The sequence below is a fragment of the Methylibium sp. T29-B genome, assembly GCF_000576225.1.
GTDB classification, from domain to species: domain Bacteria; phylum Pseudomonadota; class Gammaproteobacteria; order Burkholderiales; family Burkholderiaceae_C; genus Methylibium; species Methylibium petroleiphilum.
The window spans coordinates 1-26,568 of the sequence record NZ_AZSN01000028.1 but is presented as its reverse complement, the minus strand read 5'-3'; the positions used below and the strand labels follow the sequence as shown (position 1 = coordinate 26,568).

General features: G+C 67.8%; 22 protein-coding genes and 7 pseudogenes. 21 read left to right on the top strand and 8 right to left on the bottom strand.

The genetic code is table 11. The annotated features are described in order from the left end of the window. Window positions 1–33 precede the first annotated feature (33 nt). Window positions 34–821 (top strand): annotated as a pseudogene (locus Y694_RS06955) (enoyl-CoA hydratase/isomerase family protein). Between the two features lie 53 nt (window positions 822–874). Further along, a complete protein-coding gene (locus tag Y694_RS06950; RefSeq protein WP_036231037.1) occupies window positions 875–2,410 on the top strand; it encodes a malonyl-CoA synthase in 1,536 nt (511 codons plus the stop codon). A 9-nt stretch (window positions 2,411–2,419) separates the two neighbouring features. On the opposite strand, the gene Y694_RS06945 is transcribed toward Y694_RS06950, so the two are convergent. Together Y694_RS06945 and Y694_RS06940 are read right to left on the bottom strand one after the other, a co-directional pair. Beyond that, window positions 2,420–2,860 carry a TM2 domain-containing protein gene (locus tag Y694_RS06945; RefSeq protein WP_011828700.1) on the bottom strand — a complete coding sequence of 147 codons (441 nt, stop codon included), beginning with the start codon at window positions 2,858–2,860 and terminating at the stop codon, window positions 2,420–2,422. After that, a complete protein-coding gene (locus Y694_RS06940; protein WP_036231015.1) occupies window positions 2,857–3,429 on the bottom strand; it encodes a GNAT family N-acetyltransferase in 573 nt (190 codons plus the stop codon). Before Y694_RS06940 ends, Y694_RS06945 begins: the two co-directional genes overlap by 4 nt. Window positions 3,430–3,616: 187 nt before the next feature. Between Y694_RS06940 and rpsP the strand changes: the two genes are divergently transcribed. From rpsP to Y694_RS06910, 6 genes and pseudogenes are all read left to right on the top strand, one after another. Next, window positions 3,617–3,877 (top strand): 30S ribosomal protein S16, encoded by a 261-nt coding sequence (gene rpsP, locus Y694_RS06935; RefSeq protein WP_036231012.1) that lies wholly within the window; start codon window positions 3,617–3,619, stop codon window positions 3,875–3,877. Between the two features lie 46 nt (window positions 3,878–3,923). Further along, a pseudogene (gene rimM, locus Y694_RS06930) lies at window positions 3,924–4,503 on the top strand (ribosome maturation factor RimM). A 22-nt stretch (window positions 4,504–4,525) separates the two neighbouring features. Continuing rightward, window positions 4,526–5,296, top strand: a complete 771-nt coding sequence (gene trmD / locus Y694_RS06925) for a tRNA (guanosine(37)-N1)-methyltransferase TrmD (RefSeq protein ID WP_011828704.1) — start codon at window positions 4,526–4,528, stop codon at window positions 5,294–5,296. An 87-nt stretch (window positions 5,297–5,383) separates the two neighbouring features. Beyond that, window positions 5,384–5,737, top strand: a complete 354-nt coding sequence (rplS, locus tag Y694_RS06920) for a 50S ribosomal protein L19 (RefSeq protein WP_011828705.1) — start codon at window positions 5,384–5,386, stop codon at window positions 5,735–5,737. Between the two features lie 99 nt (window positions 5,738–5,836). Further along, the gene (locus Y694_RS06915) at window positions 5,837–6,520 is read left to right on the top strand and encodes a CoA pyrophosphatase (RefSeq protein WP_036231009.1); all 684 of its coding nucleotides are present in this window, start codon (window positions 5,837–5,839) and stop codon (window positions 6,518–6,520) included. Between the two features lie 61 nt (window positions 6,521–6,581). After that, window positions 6,582–7,570, top strand: a pseudogene (locus tag Y694_RS06910) (CobD/CbiB family protein). Between the two features lie 22 nt (window positions 7,571–7,592). On the opposite strand, the gene Y694_RS06905 reads toward Y694_RS06910, so the two are convergent. Further along, on the bottom strand, window positions 7,593–8,471 hold the full coding sequence (locus Y694_RS06905) for an alpha/beta hydrolase (protein WP_051495621.1): 879 nt from the start codon (window positions 8,469–8,471) through the stop codon (window positions 7,593–7,595). A gap of 43 nt (window positions 8,472–8,514) precedes the next feature. After that, complete coding sequence (argH, locus tag Y694_RS06900) at window positions 8,515–9,918, bottom strand: argininosuccinate lyase (protein WP_036231003.1); 1,404 nt, start codon at window positions 9,916–9,918, stop codon at window positions 8,515–8,517. A gap of 74 nt (window positions 9,919–9,992) precedes the next feature. On the opposite strand from argH, the gene Y694_RS06895 reads away from it, so the two are divergent. The 4 genes and pseudogenes from Y694_RS06895 (at window position 9,993) to Y694_RS06880 (ending at window position 14,558) form a co-directional block, all read left to right on the top strand. Next, window positions 9,993–11,132 carry a sensor histidine kinase gene (locus tag Y694_RS06895; RefSeq protein ID WP_197028753.1) on the top strand — a complete coding sequence of 380 codons (1,140 nt, stop codon included), beginning with the start codon at window positions 9,993–9,995 and terminating at the stop codon, window positions 11,130–11,132. Continuing rightward, window positions 11,129–11,899, top strand: coding sequence for a LytTR family DNA-binding domain-containing protein (locus Y694_RS06890; RefSeq protein ID WP_036231000.1), 771 nt, complete (start codon window positions 11,129–11,131; stop codon window positions 11,897–11,899). Before Y694_RS06895 ends, Y694_RS06890 begins: the two co-directional genes overlap by 4 nt. A 50-nt stretch (window positions 11,900–11,949) precedes the next feature. Then, a pseudogene (locus Y694_RS06885) lies at window positions 11,950–13,207 on the top strand (RsmB/NOP family class I SAM-dependent RNA methyltransferase). Between the two features lie 127 nt (window positions 13,208–13,334). Further along, on the top strand, window positions 13,335–14,558 hold the full coding sequence (locus Y694_RS06880) for an acyl-CoA desaturase (RefSeq protein ID WP_011828713.1): 1,224 nt from the start codon (window positions 13,335–13,337) through the stop codon (window positions 14,556–14,558). A 134-nt stretch (window positions 14,559–14,692) separates the two neighbouring features. Here Y694_RS06880 and rpmG read toward each other — a convergent pair whose 3' ends face one another. The 3 genes from rpmG to trxB form a co-directional block, all read right to left on the bottom strand. Next, window positions 14,693–14,860, bottom strand: a complete 168-nt coding sequence (gene rpmG / locus Y694_RS06875; protein WP_011828714.1) for a 50S ribosomal protein L33 — start codon at window positions 14,858–14,860, stop codon at window positions 14,693–14,695. Between the two features lie 16 nt (window positions 14,861–14,876). Then, window positions 14,877–15,110, bottom strand: coding sequence for a 50S ribosomal protein L28 (gene rpmB, locus Y694_RS06870; protein ID WP_011828715.1), 234 nt, complete (start codon window positions 15,108–15,110; stop codon window positions 14,877–14,879). 143 nt (window positions 15,111–15,253) lie between these two features. Beyond that, window positions 15,254–16,255: a thioredoxin-disulfide reductase gene (trxB, locus tag Y694_RS06865; RefSeq protein ID WP_051495620.1), complete on the bottom strand. Its 1,002-nt coding sequence runs from the start codon at window positions 16,253–16,255 to the stop codon at window positions 15,254–15,256. A 220-nt stretch (window positions 16,256–16,475) separates the two neighbouring features. On the opposite strand from trxB, the pseudogene Y694_RS06860 reads away from it, so the two are divergent. The 8 genes and pseudogenes from Y694_RS06860 to Y694_RS06825 all read left to right on the top strand — a co-directional run bounded on the left by Y694_RS06860 (window position 16,476) and on the right by Y694_RS06825 (window position 25,309). Continuing rightward, window positions 16,476–17,143, top strand: a pseudogene (locus Y694_RS06860) (Crp/Fnr family transcriptional regulator). A 91-nt stretch (window positions 17,144–17,234) separates the two neighbouring features. Continuing rightward, a pseudogene (locus Y694_RS06855) lies at window positions 17,235–19,567 on the top strand (DNA translocase FtsK). Beyond that, window positions 19,564–20,175: an outer membrane lipoprotein chaperone LolA gene (gene lolA, locus Y694_RS06850; protein WP_011828719.1), complete on the top strand. Its 612-nt coding sequence runs from the start codon at window positions 19,564–19,566 to the stop codon at window positions 20,173–20,175. Before Y694_RS06855 ends, lolA begins: the two are co-directional and overlap by 4 nt. A gap of 45 nt (window positions 20,176–20,220) precedes the next feature. Beyond that, window positions 20,221–21,552 carry a replication-associated recombination protein A gene (locus Y694_RS06845; protein WP_051495619.1) on the top strand — a complete coding sequence of 444 codons (1,332 nt, stop codon included), beginning with the start codon at window positions 20,221–20,223 and terminating at the stop codon, window positions 21,550–21,552. Window positions 21,553–21,749: 197 nt separating this feature from the next. After that, window positions 21,750–22,673 carry a branched-chain amino acid ABC transporter permease gene (locus Y694_RS06840; RefSeq protein WP_036231029.1) on the top strand — a complete coding sequence of 308 codons (924 nt, stop codon included), beginning with the start codon at window positions 21,750–21,752 and terminating at the stop codon, window positions 22,671–22,673. Window positions 22,674–22,690: 17 nt separating this feature from the next. Beyond that, window positions 22,691–23,794 carry a branched-chain amino acid ABC transporter permease gene (locus tag Y694_RS06835; RefSeq protein ID WP_036231025.1) on the top strand — a complete coding sequence of 368 codons (1,104 nt, stop codon included), beginning with the start codon at window positions 22,691–22,693 and terminating at the stop codon, window positions 23,792–23,794. Between the two features lie 10 nt (window positions 23,795–23,804). Next, window positions 23,805–24,581, top strand: a complete 777-nt coding sequence (locus Y694_RS06830) for an ABC transporter ATP-binding protein (protein ID WP_011828723.1) — start codon at window positions 23,805–23,807, stop codon at window positions 24,579–24,581. A gap of 14 nt (window positions 24,582–24,595) precedes the next feature. Further along, window positions 24,596–25,309 carry an ABC transporter ATP-binding protein gene (locus Y694_RS06825; RefSeq protein ID WP_011828724.1) on the top strand — a complete coding sequence of 238 codons (714 nt, stop codon included), beginning with the start codon at window positions 24,596–24,598 and terminating at the stop codon, window positions 25,307–25,309. 23 nt (window positions 25,310–25,332) lie between these two features. Here the strand turns inward: Y694_RS06825 and Y694_RS06820 are convergent, their stop codons facing one another. Continuing rightward, window positions 25,333–26,358 carry a CDP-6-deoxy-delta-3,4-glucoseen reductase gene (locus Y694_RS06820; protein ID WP_036230996.1) on the bottom strand — a complete coding sequence of 342 codons (1,026 nt, stop codon included), beginning with the start codon at window positions 26,356–26,358 and terminating at the stop codon, window positions 25,333–25,335. 75 nt (window positions 26,359–26,433) lie between these two features. On the opposite strand from Y694_RS06820, the pseudogene Y694_RS27050 reads away from it, so the two are divergent. Beyond that, a pseudogene (locus Y694_RS27050) lies at window positions 26,434–26,568 on the top strand (SDR family NAD(P)-dependent oxidoreductase); the annotation flags it as partial.

Genomic DNA, 26,568 nt, shown 5'->3' with positions numbered 1-26,568 from the left:
CCCGGCCGCGCGCGGCGCGGTCCGCTGGCCCGCATGAGCGGCAGCCTGCATTTCGCGCGGGATCCGGCCGATCCCCGCATCGGCGTCCTGACGCTGTCGAACGCGGGCAAGCTCAACGCGATCGGCGTCGCCATGTGGCGCGAGCTCGGGACGCTGGCGGCGACGCTGGATGCGCTGCAGCCGACGCTGCACGCGGTGATCGTCCGTGGCGAGGGCGGCGACTTCGCGGCCGGAGCCGACATCGCAGAGTTCCCGGCGCACCGCTTCTCCACCCAGGCGCTGCGCGACTACCACGAGCGCCTGGTCGCGCCGGCACTGCACGCGCTGCTCGCGACGGACGTACCGCTCGTGGCGCAGATCGAGGGGGGCTGCATCGGCGGCGGCCTGGAGATCGCCGCCTGTTGCGACCTGCGCATCGCCCGGCGCGGCGCGCGCTTCGGCATCCCGATCGCCCATCTCGGCTTCCGATGGCGCCCGACGAACTTGCGGTGGTGCTGAGCGCGGTGGGCCGGGCGAACGCGGCCGAACTGCTGCTGGAGGCCCGCCTGCTGGACACCGACGAGGCGCTGCGGCGCGGCCTGGTACAGCGCGTCGTGGACGACGTGGCAGCCGAGGCCGCCGCCACGGCTCGGCGCATCGCTGCGCTGCCGGCGTCGGTGGCGCGTGCCAACAAGCGCACGCTGCGCCAGTTGCTGAGCGGCGGGCCGACAGACGCCGAGCGCGCGCGACACTTCGGCTATGCCGACAGCGCAACGCATCTCGAAGGCGTGCAGGCCTTCCTGGATCGGCGCCGGCCGGTGTTTCCGGACGATCCGGTATGACGCGGGCGGCCACGGCGCACCTCGATGACCTTGATGTGGAACGGAATCCGCTCATGAAGAACGACAACCTGTTCGTCGCGTTGCGCGCCGGCTTCCCGGCCGATCTGGACGGCGTGGCGATCGAGGCCGACGGGGGGCTGGTCTACCGCTGGCGCGACATCGAGCGCGCCACCGCGATGATCGCCAACCTACTGGTGTCGCTGGAACTGCCGACCGGCGCCCGCATCGCCGTGCACACCGACAAATCGGTCGAGGCGCTGCTGCTTTATCTGGCCACGCTGCGCGCCGGCTTCGTCTACCTGCCGCTCAACAATGGCTACCAGCAGGCCGAGCTCGACTACTTCATCGAGAACGCCGAGCCGGACGTGGTGGTGTGCGCCACCCGCAACTTCCCCTGGATCAGCAAGCTGGCGTTCCGGCGGGGTGTGGGTCATGTGTTCACGCTGAACGACGACCGCAGCGGCACGCTGCTGGAGCGTGCCGCGCAGCAGGACGACCGGCACGAGCCGGCGCGGGTGGGCACCGACGAAGTGGCCGCCATCCTGTACACCTCCGGGACGACCGGGCGCAGCAAGGGCGCGATGCTCAGCCACGGTAACCTGCTGAGCAACGCGCGCACGCTGCAGCGCTACTGGGACTGGCGGCCCGACGACGTGCTGGTCCACGCGCTGCCGATCTTCCACGTGCACGGCCTGTTCGTCGCCTGCCACGGCGCCCTGCTGAACGGCAGCCGGATGCTGTGGCTGAACCGCTTCGATCCCGCCGCGGTGATCGAGCGCCTGCCGCGTGCCACCGTGTTCATGGGCGTGCCGACGCTCTATGTGCGGCTGCTGCAGGACCCCGCGCTGACACGCGCCGCCTGCGCCCGGATGCGGCTGTGCATCTCCGGCTCGGCGCCGCTGTTGATCGAGACCTTCCGGGACTGGCAATCGCGCACCGGCCTGACGATCCTCGAACGCTACGGCATGAGCGAGACGGCGATGCTCACCTCCAATCCCTGCCGTCCGGAAGACGGCGACCGCATCGGCGGAACCGTCGGCCGACCGCTGCCGGGCGTGGCGTTGCGCGTGGTCGACGATGCCGGCAAGGCCTGTCCGGCGGGCGAGATGGGCGGGGTTGAGGTGCGGGGGCCGAATGTGTTCAAGGGCTACTGGCGCATGCCCGACAAGACAGCCGAGGAGTTCACCGCGGACGGCTGGTTCAGGACCGGCGACGTCGGGCGGCTCGACGAGCGGGGCTACTTGACGATCGTCGGCCGCAGCAAGGACCTGATCATCAGCGGTGGCTACAACGTCTATCCGGCCGAGGTGGAGGGTTACCTCAACGAACTGCCGGGCGTCGCGGAGTCGGCGGTGATCGGCGTGCCGCATCCGGATTTCGGGGAGGCGGTGGTGGCCGTCGTGGTGGCGCGGTCGGACGCCGGGGTGGACGGGGCGCAATTGGTGACGCAACTCAAGTCGCGCATTGCCGCGTTCAAGCTGCCCAAGCGGGTGTTCGTCATGGCCGAACTGCCGCGCAACGCGATGGGCAAGGTGCAGAAGAACCTGCTGCGCCAGCAGCATGCCGGGGTGTTCGTGAGCGCCGCCTGAGGCGGAAGCTCACTGGCTGATCTGCCGCCCGGCCTCGACTTGGGACTCGAAGTAGCGCTGCCCGCTGAAGGCGATGGTGGCGATCAGCACGGTGGCGCCGACGAACACGGCCCCGACCACACCGAACACCACCAGCCAGCCGCTCGGGCGGACAGCCGCACCGGCGTTGTGGCGCGCGTTCCAGCGTTCGTCTGGCGTCAGGCCGTAGACGATCGCGGCCAGCATGCTCGCGGCCAGTGCCAGGCCCAGCAGCGGGATCAGCGCCCAGGCCAGGCGATCGTCCTGCCCCAGTTCGAGCATGCGCTCCACGCCGTACAGGCCCAGCAGCGTCGGCGGCACGTGCAGCCAGCCCCAGGCATCGCGCAGTCCGTGCAGGTAGAAGCGGTGGAGGCCCATGCTGCCGGCGATGAAGGCGAGCCAGGTCGCCAGCGTCTTGGAGCGCGGGATCATGAACGGCCTCCTGCCGGGGGGCAATCCGAAGGCGGCGTGGCATCGCCGTCGCCGAGCCTGCGCTGCATGATGACCACGTCGAGCCAACGGTCGAACTTCCAGCCGGCCGCGTGCATCGTGCCCACATCGGCGAAGCCGAGCGCGCGGTGCAGGCCGATCGACGCGGCATTGGTGCTGTCGCCGATCACGGCGAACATTTGCCTCGCGCCCCAGGCCTCGCAGCGGGAGATCAGCTCCGCCAGCAGCGCCCGGCCCACACCCTGGCGGTGTGCGTGCGGGGCCAGGTAGATCGAGTCCTCGAGTGCGAACCGGTAAGCCAGGCGCGGGCGGAAAGGCGCTGCGTAGGCATAGCCGAGCAGGTCGCCGTGGCGTTCGGCCACCAGCCAGGGCAAGCCCTTGGCGAGCACGTCGTCTCGGCGCCGGGCCATCTCCTCGAGGCTCGGGCCCTCCAGCTCGAAGGTGCCGCTGCCATGCTGGGCATGCCAGCCATAGAGGGCGGTGAGGGCCGGCAGGTCGGCGGCGGCGCTGGGCCGCAGCAGGAGCGCAGCGGCAGGGTAGGTGGCACTCATCGGGAACGAGTTTATAATGCGCGGTTTCGGTGGCGGCTTCGTCCATCTGCCGTGCAGCAATGCGCGACGATGGCCCGGAGCGTATCTACGACGCCGAGCACGGGCAGCGCGAGCTGCCGATGAACCGATTCGCCGGCCCCGCGTGTCCCGGGTGACGTGGATCCTGAACCAGACTCAAGGAAACAACATGGTCGTGATCCGACTCGCACGTGGCGGCTCCAAGAAGCGCCCCTTCTACAACATCGTCGCCGCCCCGGCCCGCAACCGTCGCGACGGCCGCTTCCTGGAGCGCGTCGGCTTCTACAACCCGGTCGCGGCCGGCGGCGAAGAGCCGCTGCGCGTCGCGTTCGACCGCATCGACCACTGGGTCAGCCACGGCGCCCAGCTGTCGCCGACCGTCGCGCGTCTGGTGAAGGACGCCAAGGCCAAGGTCGCGCCGGCGGCCTGATGCCGCTGCTGCAGCGACGAACGCCTGCCGCACCGTGAGCGCCTCCGTGCTCGACGACGAGGTCGTCTGGCCCGAGGATGCCATCGAGGTCGGGCGCATCGTCGATGCCTGGGGGATCAAGGGGGGCATCAAGGTGCTGCCCTTCTCCAGCGATCCCCAGGCGCTGTTCTCGTCGCGCCGCTGGTTCCTGCGGCCGCCCGAGAAGCCCCTGGGGCCGAAGGCGGCCAAGCCGCTGCCGACGCTGCTACGCATCACGAACGCCCGCGAGCAGGGTGATGTGATCGTGGCTACCGCTCAGGATGTCGCAGACCGCAACGCCGCCGAGGCTGCGGGGCTGCAGCGTGTTCGTGTCGCGCGCGAGCTTTCCCACTGCCGACGTCGACGAGTATTACTGGATCGACCTGATCGGGTTGGCTGTCGTCAATCGCGAAGGGCAGGCTCTGGGCAATGTGGCTGACCTGCTGGACACGGGGGCGCACAGCGTGCTGCGCGTCACTCAGGTCGAGACGGATGCCCAGGGCCGGTCGCTGGAACGCGAGCGGCTCATTCCCTTCGTCGCGGCCTACATCAACGCGGTGAGCCTTGAGCAGCGTTGCATCACGGTTGACTGGGGTCTCGATTTCTGAGTCGACTGCGCGCCTCCTCGCCATGCGCTTCGACGTCCTGACGCTGTTCCCCGAACTGTTCGCTCCGTTCCAGGCCGTGGGCGTGACGCGCCGCGCCTTCGAGAGCGGCGCCATCGACCTGAAGCTCTGGCAGCCCCGTGACTTTGCCGACAATGCCTACCGCCGCGTCGATGACCGGCCCTACGGCGGTGGCCCCGGCATGGTGATGCTGGTCGAGCCGCTGGAGCGCGCCTTGGCCGCGGTGCGCGATGACCAAGCCGCTGCAGGGGCCGCTCGCACGCCGGTCCTGCTGTTCAGCCCGGCCGGCGCGCCGCTCACGCAGAGGCGCGTCGAAGCGCTGGCGTCCGAGGCAGGCGCGGTCCTGGTATGCGGTCGCTACGAAGGGATCGATCAGCGCTTCATCGACCGCCATGTCGACGAGGAACTGAGCCTCGGCGATTTTGTGTTGTCGGGCGGCGAACTGCCGGCCCTGGCCCTGGTCGATGCCGTGGCGCGCCTGCAGCCCGGCGTGCTGAACGACCAGACCTCGCATCAGCAGGACAGCTTTTCCGATGGCCTGCTGGACTGCCCGCACTACAGCCGCCCGGAGCATCTGGGAGACGCCGCCGCGGACGGCGTGCCGGCGACGCTGATGTCCGGCCATCATGCCGAGATCGCCCGCTGGCGGCGCGAGCGGCAGTTGGAACTGACGGCCAGGCGCCGCCCCGATCTGATCGCCGCTGCCCGCGCCCAGGGGCGGCTGACGAAGGCAGACGAACGCTACCTGCAGTCGCTGCCGGGACTTGGCCTATAATCTAAGGCTTTTCGATCCTCTACCCGGCCATTCAAAACAGCTCCCTTGCCAGGGAACGCGGCGCGGGCACGATCACTTGGAGAACCCATGGACCTGATCCAAACCCTCGAGCAGGAAGAGATTGCTCGCCTGAACAAGACCATTCCGGCCTTCGCGCCGGGCGACACGGTGATCGTCAGCGTCAACGTCGTCGAAGGCACGCGAAAGCGCCTGCAGGCCTACGAAGGCGTGGTCATCGCCAAGCGCAACCGCGGCCTGAACAGCTCGTTCATCGTGCGCAAGATCTCCAGTGGCGAAGGCGTCGAGCGGACTTTCCAGCTCTACAGCCCGCTGATCGCGTCGATCGAAGTCAAGCGCCGTGGCGACGTGCGCCGTGCCAAGCTGTACTACCTGCGCCAGCGCAGCGGCAAGTCGGCACGCATCAAGGAAAAGCTCGCCTGACCCTTGGGTCAGCCGCTCGCGGTCGCGTCAAAAACTGCCTCACCAAGAGCCGCCCTCCGGGCGGCTTTTTCGTTCCCGAACGCCTAAGCTCGCACTTCCATGCAACGCATTCCGATCATCGATCCCAGGGCCGTGCCGGTGGTCGGGCGCGATTCACACCTTTCTGCCGTGCCGCTCGATCGCTTCCTGCCGGCGGCACTGCGGCAGCGCTTCCTCGCGCCCCCCGCGTGGCAGGTCGAGTTCCCGGGCGATGGGCGGCTCATCGATCGGGAGCCCGCCAACGCCTCGGTGCTGTTGCCGCTCGTCGTCCGCGACGGAGGTCCGGCGGTGCTGCTGACGCAGCGCACCGACCACCTGACCGATCACGCCGGCCAGATCAGCTTTCCCGGCGGCCGCGCCGAGCCGGAGGACGCCGATGCGATCGCGACGGCGTTGCGCGAGACCGAGGAAGAGGTCGGTCTGCCGCGCCGACACATCGAGGTGATCGGCACGCTGCCGATCTACACCACGGTCACCAACTTCGTCGTCACGCCGGTCGTTGCACTGATCGAGCCCGGCTTCACGGCCCGGCCCGATCCCTTCGAGGTGGCCGAGGTGTTCGAGGTGCCGCTCGCCTTCCTGATGAACCCCGCGCACCATCAGCGCCACCTGTTCGAAGGCCCGGGCGGCCAGAGGTCGTTCTACTCGATGCCGTGGTACCCGACCCCCGAGTCCCCGGGCTATTTCATCTGGGGCGCGACCGCCGCGATGCTGCGCAACTTTTACCGCTTCCTCACCGCCTGACGACGCGGCAGCTCGCCGTCGTCCGCGTCTTGCGAGGCGGGCGCCTCGGTATCATCGACCCATGAGTTTCTTCGCGGTCTTGCTGGCCCTCGTCATCGAGCAACTTCATCCCCTGCCACGCAGCAACGGCATCCACGACGCGATGGTGGTGTGGATCCGGTGGACCGGCCGCAACTTCGATGCCGGGCGCGATCACCATTCCTGGGTTGTCTGGATCATTACGGTGGTGCTGCCCGCGCTGCTGGTGTTCGCGGTGCACTTCGCACTGGCGCACTTCAGCATCCTGCTGGCGCTGGTGTGGGACGTGCTGGTGCTCTACCTCACGCTCGGTTTCCGGCAGTTCAGCCACTACTTCACCGACATCCGCGACGCGCTGGAGCGGGGCGACGAGATCGAAGCCCGCCGGCTGCTGGCCGAGTGGCGTCAGCTCGACGCCAGCGACCTGCCGCGCACCGAACTGCTGAGGCACGTGATCGAGCATTCGCTGGTCGCGGCGCATCGCCATGTGTTCGGCGTGTTCTTCTGGTTCGTGCTGCTGTCCACGCTCGGTCTGGGTCCGGCCGGCGCGGTGCTGTACCGCCTGGCCGAGTTCTCGAGCCGCTATTGGGCCTTCCGCAGCCGCACAGTGGGAGTGCCGATCAACGAGCGGCTGATGCAGCGCTCGCAGCAGTTGTTCGCCTGGATCGACCACCTGCCGGCGCGCCTCACGGCCTTCGGCTTCGCGGTGGTCGGAGATTTCGAGGCCGCGATCGAATGCTGGCGACGCGATGCCGGGCTGTGGCGGTCACGGAACGACGGCACCATCCTGGCGGCGGCAGCCGGTGCGGTCGGTGTGCGCCTGGGCGGCAGCGCGCCGCCGCCGCTGCAGACCGATCAATCCAAGGACTTCGCCACCGGCGCCAACCGGCAGGACACGGATGCAGTGGCTCGACGCCTGGGCTCGCACCGGAACTCGGCCACCTTCGCAGCGTGGTGGGACTGGTATGGCGCTCGGTGGTGCTGTGGATGCTGCTGCTGGCCTTGCTGAGCCTGGCCAACCTGATCGGCTGAGGCGCGGCGGCGGGGGGCCTCGTCAGGCCATTGGCGGCTGCTTGATGAACGCTTCCACGTCGTCAAGCACCGGTGCCAGGAAGCGCAGCGGGCGTGCAAGCGCGCCCGCCAGCGTCACGTGATTCACCCGCTCGTAGAGATGCAGGCTGACGTTCGTGCCGTGTGACTCGAGGCGACGTGCGAGCTGAATGGTGTTGCGCTGCGGGTCGACCAACGAGTCCTTCGCGGCCGCGCCGAGAAAGCTGCGGATCGCGGCGCGATCGGCATACCGGATCGGCTGAGACTCGGGTGGAACCTCGGGGTGATGGAACACCGGGCGCACGTCGGGGTTGACGATCGGGATGAAGTCGTAGGGCCCGGCCAGGCCGATCCAGCCGGCCAGCTGCCGCGGAGTGCAGTGCTCGGCGGCCAGCCAGCGCGGGTCGAGCGCCAGCATCGCGGCGTTGTAGGCGCCAGCGCTGTGACCCATCACGAAGACCCGGTCGGCATCGCCTCCCAGTCCACGCGTCTCGTCCAGCGTCCACGCCAGCGCCGCAGCGCAGTCACGCAGGAAATCGGGATAGCTCACCTGCGGATAGAGGCGGTAGTCGGCGATGACGGTCAGCACGCCTCGCGAGGCGAGCGCCTCGCCGACGAAGCGGTAATCGGCTCGCTCGCCGTTGTTCCAGGAGCCGCCGTAGAAGAACAGGGCGACCGGGTGGCCCGCGCGGGTCGCCGCGCGGGTCGGCGTGTAGATGTCGAGGCGCTGCCGTGGGACCGGGCCGTAGGGCAAGTCGGCCTTCAGCGTGTACGTATCCGAGTCAGCCAGCGCATTGAGTACACGCGTCGGCGCACAGGCGGTCAGGCCCAGCGCCAGGCCGGTCAGGCCGCCGGTCCGCAGCAACGTACGTCGCGAGTTCATTCGCAGAGGTACGCGCGTCGCCGGCGCCTGGATGCGGACCGGGTCAGCTACCGAGCCGTGCGCGATGCCGTGCGATCTGGAATCGCACCTGCGCCGGCGCGGTGCCGCCCAGCACCTGGCGCGCATCGAGCGAGCCGCGCAGCGTCAGCGCGGCATGGACATCGTCAGTGATCGCCGGATGGAAGGCCTGCAGGGCCGGCAACGGCAGCTCGCTCAGGTCGCGGCCCTGGGCGATCGCGGTCTTGACCGCATGGGCGACCACTTCGTGGGCATCCCGGAACGGCAAGCCCTTCTTCACCAGATAGTCGGCCAGGTCGGTCGCCGTCGCATAGCCCTTCAGCGCGGCGCGTTCCATCGCCCCGGGCTTGACGCTGATGCCGCCCACCAGTTCGGCGAAGATGCGCAGCGTGTCCTTCAAGGTGTCCACCGTGTCGAACAGTGGTTCCTTGTCTTCCTGGTTGTCCTTGTTGTAGGCCAGCGGCTGGCCCTTCATCAGCGTGATCAGCGCCATCAGGTGACCAACGACGCGGCCGGTCTTGCCGCGTGCCAGTTCGGGCACGTCGGGGTTCTTCTTCTGCGGCATGATCGACGAACCGGTGCAGAAGCGATCGGCCAAGTCGATGAAGCCGAAGCTCTGGCTCATCCACAGGATCAGCTCTTCACTCAGACGCGACACGTGCACCATGCACAGCGAGGCGGAAGCGGTGAACTCGATCGCGAAGTCGCGGTCGCTCACCGCGTCGAGCGAGTTCTGGCACACGCCGTCGAAACCCAGCGTGCGGGCGACGCGCTCGCGGTCGAGCGGGTAGCTGGTGCCGGCGAGCGCGGCGGCGCCGAGCGGCAGCCGGTTGACGCGCCGGCGCACGTCGAGCAGGCGCTCGGCATCGCGGGCAAACATCTCCACATAGGCCAGCAGGTGGTGCCCGAAGCTCACCGGCTGGGCCACCTGCAGGTGCGTGAAGCCCGGCAGGATGACTTCGGCATTCGGCTCGGCCACGTCGACCAGCGCACGCTGCAGCGCCGAGAGCAAGGCGCCGATTGCGTCAATCTCGCCGCGCAGCCACAGGCGCACGTCGGTCGCGACCTGGTCGTTGCGCGAGCGCCCGGTGTGCAGCCGCTTGCCGGCGTCGCCGACCAACTGGGTCAGGCGCGCCTCGATGTTGAGGTGCACGTCCTCGAGGTCGAGCTTCCACTCGAACGCTCCCGATTCGATCTCGGCCACGACCTGCGCCATGCCGCGGACGATGGCCGCGTGATCTTCAGCCGTCAGGATGCCCTGCGCCGCCAGCATCTCGGCGTGGGCGAGCGAGCCGTCGATGTCAGCCCGCCACAGGCGCTGGTCGAAATCGACGCTGGCGGTGTAGCGCTTCACCAGCTCGCTCATCGGTTCGGAGAACAGCGCCGACCAGGCCTGGGATTTCTTGTCGAGTTGGTTGTCGTTGCTCATGACCGGACCCGCCGGGCGGTGCTTGCTGCGGGTCGTGCAGGTTGTGGACAATCGATTGTAGGAGCCTGCCCCTCGTGACCCCCCCGATGCCTGCCGCCCATCCTGCCACCCGACCCGACGGTGGCGAGATCGCCGCGGCGGTCGACACCGCCCTGTTGAGCACCGGGTTCGGGGCGTTGGGGCCTGACAGCGGCCGTGATCCCGGCCGGCCTGCGGTCGTGCCCGAGCGCTCGGCTTTTGACGTCTGCCATGTTGGCGTGGTGTTGCGCGCGCTGCTGTTCGTGCACGGCGTGCTGGCGCTGGGTACGGCGTTCAGCGTCAGCGAGATCGCGCAGTGGGGCCTGCAGTTCGCCATCGCGTCCGGCGTCGCGATGCCGGCCCTGATGTGGTGGTTGCTGACTGCCTGCCTGGCGCGGCGCTGGTTGGCCCGGCGATCGGTGGCGCTGCAATGGACGCTGGCCACGCTGTGGGGTGGCGCATGCAGTGCCGCGGCATGGTGGCTTTGGAGCTGGATGCAGTGGTCCAACCCCCGGGCGGTGGATGGCCTGCACGCGGCGGCCGGGGCCGCCACCGGGGCCGCGATGGCCGCCGCGTTCTTTCAATGGCTGAGGCAGCGAGCGAGGCTGGAGCAGCCAGCCGCGACGCGGGCCCGGCTGGCCGAGTTGCAGTCGCGAATCCGGCCGCACTTCCTGTTCAACACGCTGAACACGGCGATCGCGCTGGTCCGTGTCGATCCGTCCCGCGCGGAAGCCGTGCTGGAGGACCTGGCAGAGCTGTTTCGGGTCGCGCTGAGCGACACCGGCAGCCAGGCTGCGGCGACCCTGCGCGACGAGGTCGAGCTGGCGCGCCGCTATTTGGCGATCGAGCAGATCCGCTTCGGTGATCGGCTGCAGGTGCGCTGGGAGATCGATCCCGCAGGCGATGCGGCCCGATTACCGCCATTGCTGCTGCAGCCGCTGGTCGAGAACGCGGTGAAGCACGGCGTCGAGCCGGCCGCGGCCGGCGGCCTGTTGCGCGTGAGGACGCGGTTGCGGCGAGGCCAGGTCGAGATCCTCGTGGCCAACAGCGTGCCGCAGCAGGCCTCGGTGCCGGGGCATGGCATCGCTCTGCGCAACGTGCACGAGCGCCTGCGGCTGATGCATGACGTGGCGGCGCATTTCCAGGCCGGACGGGACGGCGACGTGTACCGCGTGCAGATCACCGTGCCGCTATGAACACCCCCGCTGCGCCCCTGCGTGTGCTGATCGTCGATGACGAGCCGCTGGCGCGCCTGCGGCTCGCGCAACTGGTGCGGGAAGTGTCCGCGGGCGGCGAACTGGCTGCCGAGGTTGCGGGCGAACTCGGCCAGGCGCAGGCGGCGCTCGACTGGCTGGCGCGGCAGGACGCCGACGTGCTGCTGCTCGATATCCAGATGCCCGGTCTCGATGGCACGGCCCTGGCAGCCCGGCTGCAGGCCCTGCCGCGTCCGCCTGCGGTCGTGTTCGTGACGGCTCACGCCGAGCATGCCCTCCGCGCTTTCGAGCTGGAGGCGACCGACTACCTGACCAAGCCGGTGCGGCGCGAGCGGTTGCAGGCGGCGCTCTTTCGGGTGGCGCGACGCTCGGCAGCGCCGGGGGCCATGGCGACGGTGCTGCCGGTGATCGTGGTCAGCGAGCGGGGACGGTTGGTGCGTGTGCCGGTGGCCGATGTGCTGTACCTCAAGGCGGAGCTGAAGTACGTGACCCTGCGCACCGCGACGCACACCTACGTGCTGGACGACGCGCTGAGCGAGATCGAACAGCGGCTCGGCGACAGCTTCCTGCGTGTGCACCGCAATGCGATCGTCGCCAAGGCCGCGGTCAGCGCGCTCGAACGTCGCGCCAGCGAGGAGGAGGGCGCCGAAGGCTGGGCCGTGCGCGTCGGATCCTCCGGCGAGTGGCTCGCCGTGTCGCGGCGCCAGGTCGGTGCGGTACGCGAAGCGTTGACGGCCAGTGGTCTGTAGCGCGCGCACGCCGGGCGGCTGCGGCGAGGGCGCAACGGATAATCGGTGCAATGCATCCATCCGCCTTGCTCGACCTCGCCAGTGAACTGCTGCGAGCCGTTCTGAAGCTCGACGCGCCGGCCGACGGCGTGGTATCGGCCTACTTTCGCGAGCACCGCAGCCTGGGCCATCGGGAGCGCCATGCGCTGGCCGAGACCGTGTACGCGGTGCTGCGCCGGCGCCTGTTGTTCCAGCACCTGGCGCAATCCGGGCAGGGGTCGATGGAGCGACGTCTGGTCCTGCTGGGCTGGCAGGGCGGCGACGGCATCCTGCAGGCCCACGCTTCACCGCCGGAGCGCGAGTGGTTGGCGCGAGCGCGGGCGATCGACGTCGACACCCTGCCCGAGAAACTGCGCCACAACCTGCCGGACTGGCTGGCGACGCCGCTCAAGGGCGTGCTGGGCGAGTCTGAGTTCTGGGCACTGGCGGCCAGCTCAATGCTGCTGCGCCGCTCGATCTGCGCGTGAATGCCTTGCAAGCCAAGCGCGAGGATGTGGCGGCGGCCCTGGCCGAGGCCGGCATCGAGGCCGACGCCACGCCGCATTCGCCCTGGGGACTGCGAATCCGGGGCAAGCCGGCGTTGAACAAGCTCGAGCTCTTCAAGCGCGGCGACGTGGAGGTGCAGGACGAAGGCAGCCAGTTGCTCGCGCTGCTGACCGAGGCGCGGCGCGGCGAGATGGTGGTCGACTTCTGCGCGGGAGCGGGGGCAAGACGCTGGCACTCGGCGCGATGATGCGCAACACGGGCCGCCTCTATGCCTTCGACGTGTCCGGGCATCGGCTCGACGCACTGAAACCGCGTCTGGCGCGCAGCGGCCTGTCGAATGTCTACCCGGTGCAGATCGCTCACGAGCGTGACGACCGCATCAAGCGGCTGTCGGGCAAGATCGACCGCGTGCTGGTCGATGCGCCCTGTTCCGGCTTGGGTACCCTGCGCCGCAACCCCGATCTGAAGTGGCGCCAATCGCCCAAGGCGATAGAGGAACTGCGCGTGAAGCAGGCGGCGATCCTGGCCAGTGCGGCACGGCTGCTCAAACCGGGCGGGCGGCTGGTCTACGCCACCTGCAGCCTGCTGGCCAGCGAGAACGAGGCCATCGCGGAGGCATTCTCCGCAGAGCATCCGGGCTTCGAGGCACTGGATGTCCAGCCGGTTCTGGAGTGTTGCAAGGTCGGCGATGCAGGGACGCTGGTGCAGGATGGCTTTCTTCGTCTTTGGCCTCATCGGCACGCAACGGATGGTTTTTTTGCAGCAATCTGGCTGAAAAAATAAAAAAATGCCATTGAAACAGTCGCCGCAGAACTTGCTCCAAGGCAAACAACCCCGGGAAAGTCCGTAGTTTCCCCGGGCCTTTCAGCAAGCCGACATTTACAATGCGGCGGCAATTCAAAGGATGGCGATGGAACTGGTTTCGACGATGTGGAATGGTGCGATCAACGGCTTGGCCCACGGGTGGTTGCACGCCACCTGGTGGCAGGTGCTGCTGTGCACGCTCGTGTTCACGCACGTCACCATCGCCGCAGTGACGATCTACCTGCACCGCTCGCAGGCCCATCGCGCGCTGGATCTCCACCCGGCCGTGGCGCATTTCTTCCGTCTCTGGCTGTGGCTGAGCACCGGCATGGTCACCAAGGAATGGGTGGCGATCCACCGCAAGCACCACGCCAAGTGCGAGACCGAAGACGACCCGCACAGCCCGCAGACGCGTGGCATCAAGAAGGTGCTGCTCGAAGGGGCGGAGCTTTATCGCGCCGAGGCCAAGAATGCCGAGACCCTCAGCAAGTTCAGCCACGGCACGCCCGACGATTGGGTCGAGCGTAACCTGTACACCCGATACAGCTGGCAGGGAGTGGGGGTCATGCTGCTGGTGAACGTGTTCCTGTTCGGCGCGGCGGGTCTGACCGTCTGGGCCGTTCAGATGATGTGGATCCCGATCAACGCGGCCGGCATCATCAACGGCCTCGGGCACTTCTGGGGCTACCGCAACTTCGAGGCGCCCGATGCCTCGACGAACGTGTCGCCCTGGGGCGTGATCATCGGCGGCGAGGAGTTGCACAACAACCACCACACCTACCCGACCTCGGCAAAGTTCTCGATCAAGCCCTATGAGTTCGACATCGGCTGGGTCTATATCTCGGTGCTGGTCAAGTGCGGTCTGGCTTCAGTGCGCAAGACGGCGCCGAAGCTGGCGCTCGGCACCATCCGGCCGGTGGCGGACAGCCAGACGCTCGAGGCGATCATCGCCCATCGTTATGAGTTGATGGCGGGCTACGGCCGTGAATTGAAGGCGGCCTGTCGCGTTGAACTGGCGCGCCTGAAGGCCGAAGGCCAGCAGCATTCGCCGAAGTGGAACCAGCTTCATCTGGCGCATCGCTGGCTGCACCGTGATGACGATCGCATTCCGCAAGCCGTGCGCCTGCAAGTGGAAACGGCGCGCGCGGAACACCCGGTGCTCGACAAGCTCGTCACGATGCGCGAAGAGTTGCGGCAGTTGTGGACCCGTACCAACGTGTCGGCCGAACAACTCGTGGCCGATCTTCAGGCGTGGTGCAAGAAGGCCGAGGAGAGCGGCATCGCCGCGCTGCAGGAGTTTGCGCTGCGACTGCGTTCCGCACACGCCTGAGGCTGATCGGGCTGAACGAAACAAGGCGCCTGCGGGCGCCTTTTTCGTGGGCGGCACGGAGGATTGCGAATGGGCGGACAACAAAAAACCCGCCGAGCCAAGAGGCCAGGCGGGTTTCGCGACCGCGCGAAGCCTTACTTCAGCTTCACTTCCTTGTAGGCGACGTGCTTGCGCGCCTTTGGGTCGAACTTCATCAGCTCCATCTTCTCGGGATGCAGCTTCTTGTTCTTGTCGGTCGTGTAGAAGTGACCGGTGCCGGCTGTCGATTCCAGCTTGATCTTTTCGCGTCCACCTTTTGCCATGATCAGCTCCCGGGGTTCAGAGTTCGCCCTTGGCACGCAGGTCGGAGACGACCTGTTCGATGCCGACCTTGTCGATGAGCCGCAGTGCCGCGTTGGTCACGCGCAGGCGCACCCAGCGGTTCTCGGTCTCGAGCCAGAAGCGGCGGTACTGCAGGTTCGGCAGGAAGCGACGCTTGGTTTTGTTGTTGGCGTGGGAGACGTTGTTCCCCACCATCGGGCCCTTGCCCGTGACTTGACAGACGCGCGCCATGACGCTTCTCCGTTCGATGTGATGCAACACAGTGCGCAGAGCAGGTGAGGTGACTGGCAACCCGCCTGATGCGTACCCTTCCGGGCCTGCGGCCCGCGCAGCGCGGGCCCAAGGCACCGGGCCCTGTTTGGCAAAGATTGCGATTATAGCCAGAACTCTGCCAGTCTCGACGATCCCAGGCCGTCGAGCGGACGATCAGCCTGTTCGAGGAAGCGCTGGGCGTCCAGCGCGGCCATGCAGCCGGTGCCGGCGCTGGTGATGGCCTGCCGGTAGACGTGGTCCTGCACGTCGCCGGCCGCGAACACGCCGGGCACGCTGGTCATCGTGGCAAAGCCGTTCAGCCCGGTACGGGTGATGATGTAGCCGTCCTTCATCTCCAGCTGGCCCTGGAAGATCTCGGTGTTCGGCCGGTGGCCGATGGCGATGAAGCAGCCCTTGAGCATCAGGTCCTGCGTCTCGCCGGTCTGGGTGTTCTTCAGGCGCACGCCGGTCACGCCGCTGCTGTCGCCCAGCACCTCGTCGAGCACATGGAAGAGCTTGAGTTCGATCTTTCCGGCCGCGACCTTCTCCATCAGCTTGTCCACCAGGATGGCTTCGGCCTTGAACTTGTCGCGCCGGTGCACCAGCGTGACCTTGCTGGCGATGTTCGACAGGTAGAGCGCCTCTTCGACGGCCGTGTTGCCCCCGCCGATCACGCAGACCTCCTGGTCGCGGTAGAAGAAGCCGTCGCACGTGGCGCAGCCGCTGACGCCGCGGCCCATGAAGGCTTCCTCGGACGGGAGGCCCAAGTACATGGCCGAGGCGCCCGTCGCCAGGATCAGCGCATCGCAGGTGTAGCGGCCCGAGTCCCCGGTGAGCGTGAAGGGTCGCTTGGAGAAATCGACGGCATTGATGTGGTCGAACACGACCTGCGTCTTGAAGCGCTCGGCGTGCTCCAGGAAGCGCTGCATCAGCTCCGGGCCCTGCACGCCGTGCACGTCGGCCGGCCAGTTGTCCACCTCGGTGGTGGTCATCAGTTGCCCGCCCTGGGCCATGCCGGTGATCAGAACCGGCTCCAGGTTGGCGCGGGCCGCGTAGACGGCAGCTGTGTAGCCGGCCGGACCGGAGCCGAGGATCAGGACGCGGGCATGCAGGGGAGTGGTCATGGCGGAGGGCTCGAAGGCAGGTGAAGACGTTGTTGGGGGGCCAAATCGGCGACGATCCGTGTTGGTAAGCGCTGACCGTCGGTTAGAGTTCGCATCGGTAAGATTTCACAGGCCCGGGGCTGGCTTGCAGCGCAGGACGGAATTGTAGGTAGAGCTGCGAGCAGTCCGCGTCAAGGGGGCCAATGGCCTCGATAGTCCAACCAGACCGAAGGATGCCGCGATGGCCATGTTGTCCAACCTCGACCTGATCCGGCGCGTGCCGCTGTTCTCGCTGCTCACCGGCGAGCAGGCGCAGTCCATCGCCGAGGGCGTGGTCAAGCGTCGCTACCGCCGCGGCGAAGTGATCGTCGAGCAGGGCACCAAGTCGAACGCGCTGTACATCTTGCTGACCGGCCGGGCACGCGTGGTCACGGCCGATGCGCGCGGCCGCGAAGTCATCCTGGCTGTGCTGCAGCCCGGCGACTATCTGGCGAGATGAGCCTGATCGACAACGAACCGCACTCGGCCACCGTGCGCGCCGAGGTGCAGTGCGACGTGCTGGTGCTCGGGCGCCCCGAATTCGCGCGCTGCCTGCCGGAGAACTCCAGCCTGTCCTACGCGATCATGCGCGGCCTCGTCGCCCGCTTGCGTGCCGCGGACCGGCAGATCGAGTCGCTGGCGTTGCTGGATGTGTACGGTCGCGTCGCGCGCGCGCTGCTCGACATGTCGGAAGAAGGCGCCGAGTACAAACTGATCCGCAACAAGGTCTCGCGGCAGGATCTGGCCAAGGTGGTGGGTGCCTCGCGCGAGATGGTCAGCCGCGTGATGAAGGACCTGGAGGAGCGCGGCTTCATCCAGACGCAGGAGAACGGCTCGGTGCACATCATGGAGCGCCTGGCGCACCGTTGATGTTCGGGCGTCGCCAGAGCCGGGCGCGGATGCCGTCGCGTCCCAACAGTCCGACACAGGGCCCGCAGTCGCTTCGGCCACAATCTGCGGCATGAGTTTTCCGCTGGGTTCCCTGAGCAAGGACGCCGTGCCGCGTGACGGCGTCGCCGAATTTTCCGCGCCACGCTGGCGCCTGCAGTTCGCCGTCGTCTTCGGTGGCGTGCTGTGGCTGCTGGCCCTGCTGGCGCTGGCAACGCACAGCGGCAACGACCCGGCCTGGTCCACCTCCGGCATGGCCGACGAGATGCACAACCGGGCCGGCGTACTCGGCGCCTGGTTTGCCGACATCGCCTTCTTCTTGTTCGGCTATTCGGTCTGGTGGGCGCTGCTGATCGCCGGGCGCGCCTGGCTCAGCGCACTCGCCCGGCTGCTGCGGGCCGAGGACACGCCTGCGCGCAGCGATGTCGTGGCAGCACGGCCGGCCTGGCTGTTCTGGCTCGGGCTGGTGCTGGTGCTGGCGGCCAGCTGCTCCCTGGAGTGGACCCGCCTGTACCAGTGGGAATCGCGCCTGCCGGGCGGACACGGCGGTGGCGTCTTGGGCTATGCGCTCGGCGGCCTCAGCATGAAGGCCATCGGCTTTACCGGCTCCGGCGTGTTCTGGATCGCCGCGCTCGTGCTCGGTCTGCCCCTGGCGCTGCGCTTCTCGTGGTCGGCGGTGGCCGAGCAGCTCGGCTCGGTGCTGGAAGGGCTGCGCGAGAAGCGCCAGGAGCGCATCGAGCGCGCCGAGGACATCCGCCTCGGCGAGCAGGCGATGCGCGAGCGCGAGCATGTTGTCGAGATCGAGCGCGAGCAGCTCGACGATCACGCGCCGCTGCTGATCGAGCCCACTGTGATCGAGCTGCCCAGGAGCGAGCGCGTCGCCAAGGAGAAGCAAAAGCCGCTGTTCACCGAGCTGGCCGACACCAAGCTGCCGCAGGTGGACCTGCTCGACGCGGTGCCCGGCCGCATGGAAACCATGACGCCCGAGTCGCTCGAGATGACTTCGCGGTTGATCGAGAAGAAGCTCAAGGATTTCGGCGTTGAGGTGCGCGTTGTAGCCGCGTCGCCGGGCCCGGTGATCACCCGCTACGAGATCGAGCCGGCCACCGGCGTGAAGGGTTCGCAGATCGTCAACCTGGCCAAGGACCTGGCCCGCTCGCTCAGCCTCGTGAGCATCCGCGTCGTCGAGACCATCCCCGGCAAGAACTACATGGCGCTCGAGCTGCCGAACGCCAAGCGCCAGACCATCCGGCTGTCCGAGATCCTCGGTTCGCAGGCCTACAACGACGCGAGTTCGATGCTCACCATGGGCATGGGCAAGGACATCGTCGGCGGGCCGGTCGTGGCCGACCTCGCGAAGATGCCGCACGTGCTGGTGGCCGGTACCACCGGCTCGGGCAAGTCGGTCGGCATCAACGCGATGATCCTGAGCCTGCTCTACAAGGCTGAGGCGCGCGACGTGCGGCTGATCATGATCGATCCGAAGATGCTCGAGATGAGCGTCTACGAAGGATCCCGCACCTGCTGTGCCCGGTGGTCACCGACATGAAGCAGGCTGCCAACGCGCTGAACTGGGGCGTGGGCGAGATGGAGCGCCGCTACAAGCTGATGAGCAAGCTCGGCGTGCGCAATCTCGCCGGCTACAACAAGAAGATCGACGAGGCCTCGGCCAAGGGAGAGAAGCTGCCCAACCCCTTCAGCCTCACGCCGGAGGCGCCCGAGCCGCTGGAGCGCCTGCCGCACGTCGTGATCGTGATCGACGAGCTGGCCGACCTGATGATGGTGATCGGCAAGAAGATCGAGGAGCTGATCGCCCGCCTGGCACAGAAGGCGCGCGCCGCCGGCATCCACCTGATTCTGGCCACGCAGCGGCCCAGCGTCGACGTGATCACCGGGCTGATCAAGGCGAACATCCCGACCCGCATCGCCTTCCAGGTGAGCAGCAAGATCGATTCGCGCACCATCCTCGACCAGATGGGCGCCGAGGCGCTGCTCGGCATGGGCGACATGCTCTACATGCCCTCGGGCACCGGTCTGCCGATCCGCGTGCACGGCGCCTTCGTCAGCGACGAGGAAGTGCACCGCGTGGCCGACTACCTGCGCAGTCAGGGCCAGCCGAACTACATCGAGGGCATCCTCGAGGGCGGCACGCTCGATGACGAGTCGGGTGCGGGCGGCGAGGGCGGCGGCACGTCGGACGGAGAGGCCGACCCGATGTACGACCAGGCCGTGGGCATCGTGCTGCAGCACAAGCGGGCCTCGATCTCGCTGGTGCAGCGCCACCTGCGCATCGGCTACAACCGTGCGGCGCGCCTGCTGGAACAAATGGAGAAATCCGGACTCGTATCCAGCATGGCCACCAATGGAAATCGCGACCTGCTCGTGCCGGTGCGGAACGCCGAATGAGGCGGGGTCGTGTCTGGCTGGCGGCGCTGTGCCTCGCCGCAGGCGCAGCGCACGCGGATGCGATCGACACGCTCAAGGGATTCGTTGCCGAGGTGAAGACAGGGCGCGCGGCCTTCACGCAGACGGTCACCTCGCCCGATGGCGCGAAGAAGAAGTCTTCGAGCGGCAGCTTCGAGTTCTCCCGGCCCAACCGATTCCGCTTTGCCTACACCAAGCCGTACGAGCAGCTGATCGTCTCGGACGGCCAGAAGGTCTGGCTGCACGATCCCGACCTGAACCAGGTCACGGTGCGGCCCGTCGGCCAGGCGCTCGGTGCCACGCCGGCCGCCCTGCTGGCCGGTGCCTCCCTGGAGAAGGATTTCGAACTCAAGGCGCTGCCCGACGACGGGGGCCTGCAGTGGGCCCAGGCCCTGCCGCGGGTGAAGGAAGGGTCCTTCCAGTCGCTGAAGGTCGGGTTCCGCGGCAAGACGCTGGCCGCGGTCGAGATCGTCGATGCCTTTGGCCAGCGATCTCGGCTCGAGTTCAGCCAGTTCGAGGCTGACGCGAAGCTGCCTGCCGACCGGTTCGGCTTCACGCCGCCGGCCGGCGCCGACGTCATCGCGCAGTAGCCGCGTACGCCGGGGCGCAGATCTCCCCGCTGCGACAATCGCGGCATGGCGTCGCCCGCTTCCTTGCTTTCCTCGATCGATGCAGTCGCGTCCGACGACGCGCCGCTCGCCGAGCGCCTGCGGCCGGCCACGCTCGACGAGGTGATCGGTCAGCGGCAGCTGCTCGGCGAGGGCAAGCCGTTGCGGGCCGCGTTCGCGTCGGGCCGGCCGCATTCCATGATCCTCTGGGGACCGCCGGGGACCGGCAAGACCACGCTGGCGCGCCTGATGGCGCATGCCTTCGACGCCCAGTTCATCGCCATCTCGGCGGTGCTCGGTGGCGTGAAGGACATCCGCGACGCGGTCGAGCAGGCCCAGGTGGCCCAGGGCATGGGCCGGCGCACCATCGTCTTCGTCGACGAGGTGCACCGTTTCAACAAGGCCCAGCAGGACGCCTTCCTGCCGCACGTCGAGTCGGGCCTGTTCACCTTCATCGGCGCCACCACCGAGAACCCCTCGTTCGAGGTCAATTCGGCGCTGCTGTCGCGCGCCACGGTGCATGTGCTGCGTCCGCTCGACGACGGCGAACTGGCCGAACTGCTGGAGCGCGGCCGGGCGCTGCTGAATGGATCGCCGCTCAGCGACGCGGCGCGCACGCGGCTGATCGCCTACGCCGACGGCGACGCTCGTCGCCTGCTCAACACCTACGAGAACATCGCGCGCATGGCCGGTGCCGTGCTCGAGATCGATGAGGCTTTTCTCGAGCAGGCGCTCGGCGAGCAGCTGCGCCGCTACGACAAGGGCGGCGACCAGTTCTACGACAGCATCTCCGCGCTGCACAAGAGCGTTCGCGGCTCCGACCCCGACGCGTCTCTGTACTGGTTCGTGCGCATGATCGACGGCGGCGTCGATGCCCGCTACGTCGCGCGCCGCCTGGTGCGCATGGCCAGCGAGGACATCGGCCTGGCCGACCCGCGTGCGCTGCGGCTCACCCTCGACGCAGCCGAAACCTATGAACGCCTCGGTTCTCCCGAAGGCGAGCTGGCGCTGGCCCAGGCCGTGGTCTACCTGGCCGTGGCGCCCAAGAGCAATGCGGTCTACACCGCCTACAAGGCGGTGCGCGCCTTCGTGAAGAGCGACGGCAGTCGCCCGGTGCCAATGCATCTGCGCAATGCGCCGACCGCACTGATGAAGCAGCTCGACCACGGCAAGGGATACCGCTACGCGCACGACGAGGAGGGCGGTTTCGCAGCGGGAGAACGCTATCTGCCCGACGGCGTGGACCAGCAGTTCTATGTCCCGGTGCCGCGCGGGCTGGAGATCAAGATCGGAGAAAAGCTCTCCCAGCTGCGCGCCCTCAACGTCGCTGCCGACGAAAAAAAGCGCCGGAACTCCTGATCTGCGGCGTTTTGCCAGCGGGACTTCCCGCAGCGGAGCGCCCGATTTGGCTGTCTACAATCCGCCGCGTCCGATGACAGGACGATGAACAAAGCCCGCAGCTGGCGGGCTTTTTGCTAGACATCGCAAACGCGGCCTACCGGCCGCTCGGCGGTGCAGCGGTGCTGATCCACAGCGCCCTACAGGGAGACCTCACGATGGACATCTTCATCCAGCAGATCATCAACGGCCTGGTGCTCGGGAGCATGTACGCTCTCGTCGCGCTGGGCTACACGATGGTCTACGGCATCATCAACCTGATCAACTTCGCCCATGGCGAGGTGCTGATGGTGGGCGCGCTCACCAGCTGGACGGTCGTCACGGTGCTGGCCGCCGCCGGCCTCCCGGGCTGGCTGCTGCTGCTGATCTCGCTGGTGGCGGCCATCATCGTGTGCTCCGCGCTCAACTTCGCGATCGAGAAGATCGCCTACCGGCCGCTGCGCAACGCGCCGCGCCTGGCGCCTCTGATCACCGCCATGGGCATGAGCCTGCTGCTGCAGACGCTGGCGATGATCATCTGGAAGCCCAACTACAAGCCCTATCCCATCCTGCTGCCCAGCGAACCGTTCAACGTGTTCGGTGCGGTGATCAACACCACGCAGATCCTGATCCTGGTCGTCACCGCGCTCACGCTGGCCGGCCTGATGTTCCTCGTCAACAAGACCAAGCTCGGCCGCGCGATGCGCGCCACCGCCGAGAACCCGCGCGTCGCCGGCCTGATGGGCGTGCGGCCCGACACGGTGATCTCGGCCACCTTCGTCATCGGCGCCGCGCTGGCCGCGCTGGCCGGCGTGATGTACGCAGCCAACTATGGCTCGGTGCAGCACACGATGGGTTTCCTGCCCGGCCTGAAGGCCTTCACGGCGGCGGTGTTCGGCGGCATCGGAAACCTGCCGGGTGCGATGGTCGGTGGCGTGCTGCTGGGCCTGATCGAGTCGATCGGCTCCGGCTACATCGGCCAACTCACCGGGGGTGTGCTAGGCAGCCACTACCAGGACATCTTCGCCTTCATCGTGCTGATCCTCGTGCTGACGCTCAGGCCCCAGGGCCTGCTCGGCGAGCGCGTGGCGGACCGGGCCTGAGCGGGGAGACGACCATGATGAAGAACAAGCTCGTCGTCTTCCTCGTCGCCGGTGCGCTGCTGCTGCTGACGCCGCTGATCGCGCAGTATTTCGGCAACGCCTGGGTGCGCATCATCGACATCGCGTTGCTCTACGTGCTGCTGGCGCTGGGGCTGAACATCGTCGTCGGCTATGCCGGCCTGCTCGACCTCGGCTACATCGCCTTCTACGCCGTCGGCGCCTACCTGTTCGGCCTGCTCGCCAGCCCGCACCTGGCAGACCACTTCGCGGCGGTGCGCGCGATGTTCCCCTACGGCATGCACACGCCGCTGTGGTTCGTGATTCCGCTCGCCTTGGCGGTGGCCGGCACGGCAGGCGTGATCCTCGGTGCACCGACGCTGAAGCTGCGCGGCGACTACCTCGCGATCGTCACGCTCGGTTTCGGCGAGATCATTCGCGTGTTCCTGAACAACCTCGACGCGCCGGTCAACATCACCAATGGCCCGAAGGGCATCTCGCAGATCGATTCGATCAAGTTCTTCGGGCTCGACCTGGGGCGCACGCTGGACCTCGGCTTCATCTCGCTGCCCTCGGTCACGCTGTACTACTACCTGTTCCTCTCGATGGTGATCGTGAGCGTGATCATCTGCTACCGGCTGGAGCGCTCGCGCATCGGTCGGGCCTGGATGGCGATCCGGGAGGACGAGATCGCGGCCAAGGCCATGGGCATCAACACCCGCAACATGAAGCTGCTGGCCTTCGGCATGGGCGCCAGCTTCGGCGGCGTGGCCGGCTCCATGTTCGGGGCCTTCCAGGGCTTCATCTCGCCGGAGTCGTTCTCGCTGCAGGAGTCGATCATGGTCGTGGCCATGGTGGTGCTGGGCGGCATCGGCCACATCCCCGGCGTGATCGTCGGCGCGCTGCTGCTGGCGGCGCTGCCCGAAGTGCTGCGCTACGTGGCCGGGCCGCTGCAGGAGATGAGCGGCGGCCGGCTCGACTCGGCGATCCTGCGCCAGCTGCTGATCGCGCTGGCGATGATCGCCATCATGCTGGCGCGCCCGCGCGGCCTGTGGCCGTCGCCGGAGCACGGCAAGGCGGCGCCGCCGCCGAGCGGCGGTGTCCAACCCGTCCCCGCGAAGTGAGGAGAACGACATGACGAACACCGTTCTCCGCGTAGCCAACGTGTCCAAGCGCTTCGGCGGCCTGCAGGCCCTGAGCGACGTGGGCATCACCATCGACCGCGGCCAGGTCTATGGCCTGATCGGCCCCAACGGCGCCGGCAAGACCACCTTCTTCAACGTCATCACCGGCCTGTACACGCCGGACTCCGGCGTGTTCGAACTCGAGGGCAAGGCTTACAAGCCAAGCGCGGTGCACGAGGTCGCCAAGGCCGGCATCGCACGCACCTTCCAGAACATCCGGTTGTTCGCCGACATGACCGCGCTTGAGAACGTGATGGTCGGGCGCCACATCCGCACCAGGTCGGGGCTGATCGGCGCGGTGCTGCGCACGCCGGGCTTCAAGCACGAAGAAGCGGCCATCGCAAAGCGCGCCCAGGAACTGCTCGACTACGTGGGCATCGGCAAGTACGCCGAGTTCAAGGCGCGCACGCTGAGCTACGGGGACCAGCGTCGGCTGGAGATCGCCCGCGCGCTGGCCACCGAACCCAAGCTCATCGCGCTCGACGAGCCGGCCGCGGGAATGAACGCGACGGAGAAGGTGGTGCTGCGCGAGCTGATCGACCGCATCCGCAAGGACGGCCGCACCATCCTGCTGATCGAGCATGACGTGAAGCTGGTGATGGGGCTGTGCGATCGCGTGACGGTGCTCGATTACGGCAAGCAGATCGCCGAAGGCGCGCCGGCCGACGTGCAGCGCAACGAGAAGGTGATCGAGGCCTATCTGGGCGCCGGTCACAAGACCCATTGAGCGAGGAGCACACGATGGCAGACACTTTGCTCAAGGTCAGCGGACTCAAGGTCGCTTATGGCGGCATCCAGGCGGTGAAGGGCGTTTCGCTCGAGGTCAGGCAGGGTGAACTGGTGAGCCTGATCGGCGCCAATGGCGCCGGCAAGACCACCACGCTGAAGGCGATCACCGGCCTGCAGCCGGTGGGCAGCGGCGAGATCGAGTTCATGGGCCGCAACATCAAGGGCCAGGGTGCCTGGGACCTGGTGAAGCAGGGCCTTGTGATGGTGCCCGAGGGGCGCGGCACCTTCACCCGCATGACGATCACCGAGAACCTGCAGATGGGGGCGTTCACGCGCACCGACAAGGAGATCGACGCCGACCTCGAGAAGGTGTTCGGGATCTTTCCCCGCTTGCGCGAGCGCCGCAACCAATTAGCCGGCACGATGAGCGGCGGCGAGCAGCAGATGCTGGCGATGGGCCGCGCGCTGATGGCGCGCCCGAAGGTGCTGCTGATGGACGAGCCCTCGATGGGCCTGTCGCCGATCATGGTCGACAAGATCTTCGAGGTGGTCAACGATATTCACCAGCAAGGCACGACCGTGCTGCTGGTCGAGCAGAACGCCAGTCGGGCGCTGCAGCTCGCGACGCGTGGCTATGTGATGGAGTCGGGCGAGGTCACGATGAGCGGCGAGGCGAGCGCACTGCTCAACGACCCGAAGGTGAGGGCGGCCTACCTCGGGGAGTGAGCCGCGCGGCCCGCGCGCGGCGCTCAGTGCTTGTCGGCCTCACTGGTGAACGAGTCGGCGTAGAACGCCTCTGCAGGCAGGCCGCACCGCGCGACGAAGTCACGCTGGGCGGCGTCGACCATCACCGGGGCCCCACAAGCGTAGACTTCGTGGCCGCTCAGGTCGGGCAGGTCGGCCATCACCGCCTGGTGGACGAAGCCGGTGCGCCCCATCCAGGCATCCTCCGGACGCGGCTCCGACAGCACCGGCACGTAGCGCAGGTTCGGCATGTCGGCGGCGGCCTGCAGCGCCCAGTCGTGCAGGTAGAGGTCGGCCTGACTGCGGCAGCCCCAGTACAGCACCGTGTCGCGCGCAATGCCCTTGGACTGCATGTGCTCGATGATGGCCTTGATGGGCGCGAAACCTGTGCCCGAGGCGAGCAGCACGATCGGCCGGGACGATTCCTCGCGCAGGAAGAAGCTGCCAAACGGCCCTTCCATGCGCAGGATGTCTTTCTCCTTCATCGCACCGAACACGTGGTCGGTGAACTTGCCTCCCGGCATGTGGCGCAGGTGCAGTTCCAGCCCCTCGGCGGCTCGATGCGGCGCGTTGGCCATCGAGTAGCTGCGGCGCGCGCCGTCGCGCAGGATGAATTCGATGTACTGGCCGGCGTGGTACTTCAGCACGACATTGGCCGGCAACTGCAGCTTCAGGATCGCCACGTCGGGCGCGGCCTTGTTCAGCGAGCCGACGCGGCAGGGCATCTTCTGTACCGCAAACTCGCCGGCGCCAGCCACGGTGCGGGCCTCGATCAGCAGGTCGGTCTGCGGGGTGGCGCAGCAGGTCAGCACCCAGCCGGCTTCTTCTTCGGCCACGCTCAATGCCTTGAGCTGGTGGGCCCCGTGGATCACGCGCCCCTCCAGCAGCCGGCTCTTGCATGAGCCGCAGGCGCCGTCGCGGCAGCCGTAGGGCAGGCCCACGCCGGCACGGATGGCGGCCGGCAGCACCGCTTCGTCGCGGGCCACCTCGAAGTGGCGGCCACTGGGCTGCAACGTCACCTTGAAATTCATTTCGTTATCCTCGACCACGATTCGAACCAGCCAGGATTGTGCCCGCCGCTCCCGTCGGCCCACGACGCCCCCACCATGCCCACACCCCCGCCCAGCCGTCCCGCCAGCTTCCGCAAGCCGCGCCTGCTGGTCGTCGGCTGCGGCGATGTCGGGCAGCGCGTGCTCGCGCAACTCGGCGGCCGCTACCGCGTGGTGGCGCTGACCTCGCAG

Coding starts and splice junctions, on each gene's coding strand:
- Y694_RS06845 (WP_051495619.1), top strand. CDS start 20,221: ATGGCGTCGCCCGCTTCCTTGCTTTCCTCGATCGATGCAGTCGCGTCC.
- rpmB (WP_011828715.1), bottom strand. CDS start 15,110: ATGGCGCGCGTCTGTCAAGTCACGGGCAAGGGCCCGATGGTGGGGAAC.
- trxB (WP_051495620.1), bottom strand. CDS start 16,255: ATGACCACTCCCCTGCATGCCCGCGTCCTGATCCTCGGCTCCGGTCCG.
- Y694_RS06825 (WP_011828724.1), top strand. CDS start 24,596: ATGGCAGACACTTTGCTCAAGGTCAGCGGACTCAAGGTCGCTTATGGC.
- Y694_RS06880 (WP_011828713.1), top strand. CDS start 13,335: ATGGAACTGGTTTCGACGATGTGGAATGGTGCGATCAACGGCTTGGCC.
- Y694_RS06890 (WP_036231000.1), top strand. CDS start 11,129: ATGAACACCCCCGCTGCGCCCCTGCGTGTGCTGATCGTCGATGACGAG.
- Y694_RS06840 (WP_036231029.1), top strand. CDS start 21,750: ATGGACATCTTCATCCAGCAGATCATCAACGGCCTGGTGCTCGGGAGC.
- Y694_RS06945 (WP_011828700.1), bottom strand. CDS start 2,860: ATGATCCCGCGCTCCAAGACGCTGGCGACCTGGCTCGCCTTCATCGCC.
- trmD (WP_011828704.1), top strand. CDS start 4,526: ATGCGCTTCGACGTCCTGACGCTGTTCCCCGAACTGTTCGCTCCGTTC.
- Y694_RS06915 (WP_036231009.1), top strand. CDS start 5,837: ATGCAACGCATTCCGATCATCGATCCCAGGGCCGTGCCGGTGGTCGGG.
- Y694_RS06940 (WP_036231015.1), bottom strand. CDS start 3,429: ATGAGTGCCACCTACCCTGCCGCTGCGCTCCTGCTGCGGCCCAGCGCC.
- Y694_RS06835 (WP_036231025.1), top strand. CDS start 22,691: ATGAAGAACAAGCTCGTCGTCTTCCTCGTCGCCGGTGCGCTGCTGCTG.
- Y694_RS06830 (WP_011828723.1), top strand. CDS start 23,805: ATGACGAACACCGTTCTCCGCGTAGCCAACGTGTCCAAGCGCTTCGGC.
- rpsP (WP_036231012.1), top strand. CDS start 3,617: ATGGTCGTGATCCGACTCGCACGTGGCGGCTCCAAGAAGCGCCCCTTC.
- rplS (WP_011828705.1), top strand. CDS start 5,384: ATGGACCTGATCCAAACCCTCGAGCAGGAAGAGATTGCTCGCCTGAAC.
- rpmG (WP_011828714.1), bottom strand. CDS start 14,860: ATGGCAAAAGGTGGACGCGAAAAGATCAAGCTGGAATCGACAGCCGGC.
- Y694_RS06905 (WP_051495621.1), bottom strand. CDS start 8,471: ATGAACTCGCGACGTACGTTGCTGCGGACCGGCGGCCTGACCGGCCTG.
- argH (WP_036231003.1), bottom strand. CDS start 9,918: ATGAGCAACGACAACCAACTCGACAAGAAATCCCAGGCCTGGTCGGCG.
- Y694_RS06950 (WP_036231037.1), top strand. CDS start 875: ATGAAGAACGACAACCTGTTCGTCGCGTTGCGCGCCGGCTTCCCGGCC.
- Y694_RS06820 (WP_036230996.1), bottom strand. CDS start 26,358: ATGAATTTCAAGGTGACGTTGCAGCCCAGTGGCCGCCACTTCGAGGTG.
- lolA (WP_011828719.1), top strand. CDS start 19,564: ATGAGGCGGGGTCGTGTCTGGCTGGCGGCGCTGTGCCTCGCCGCAGGC.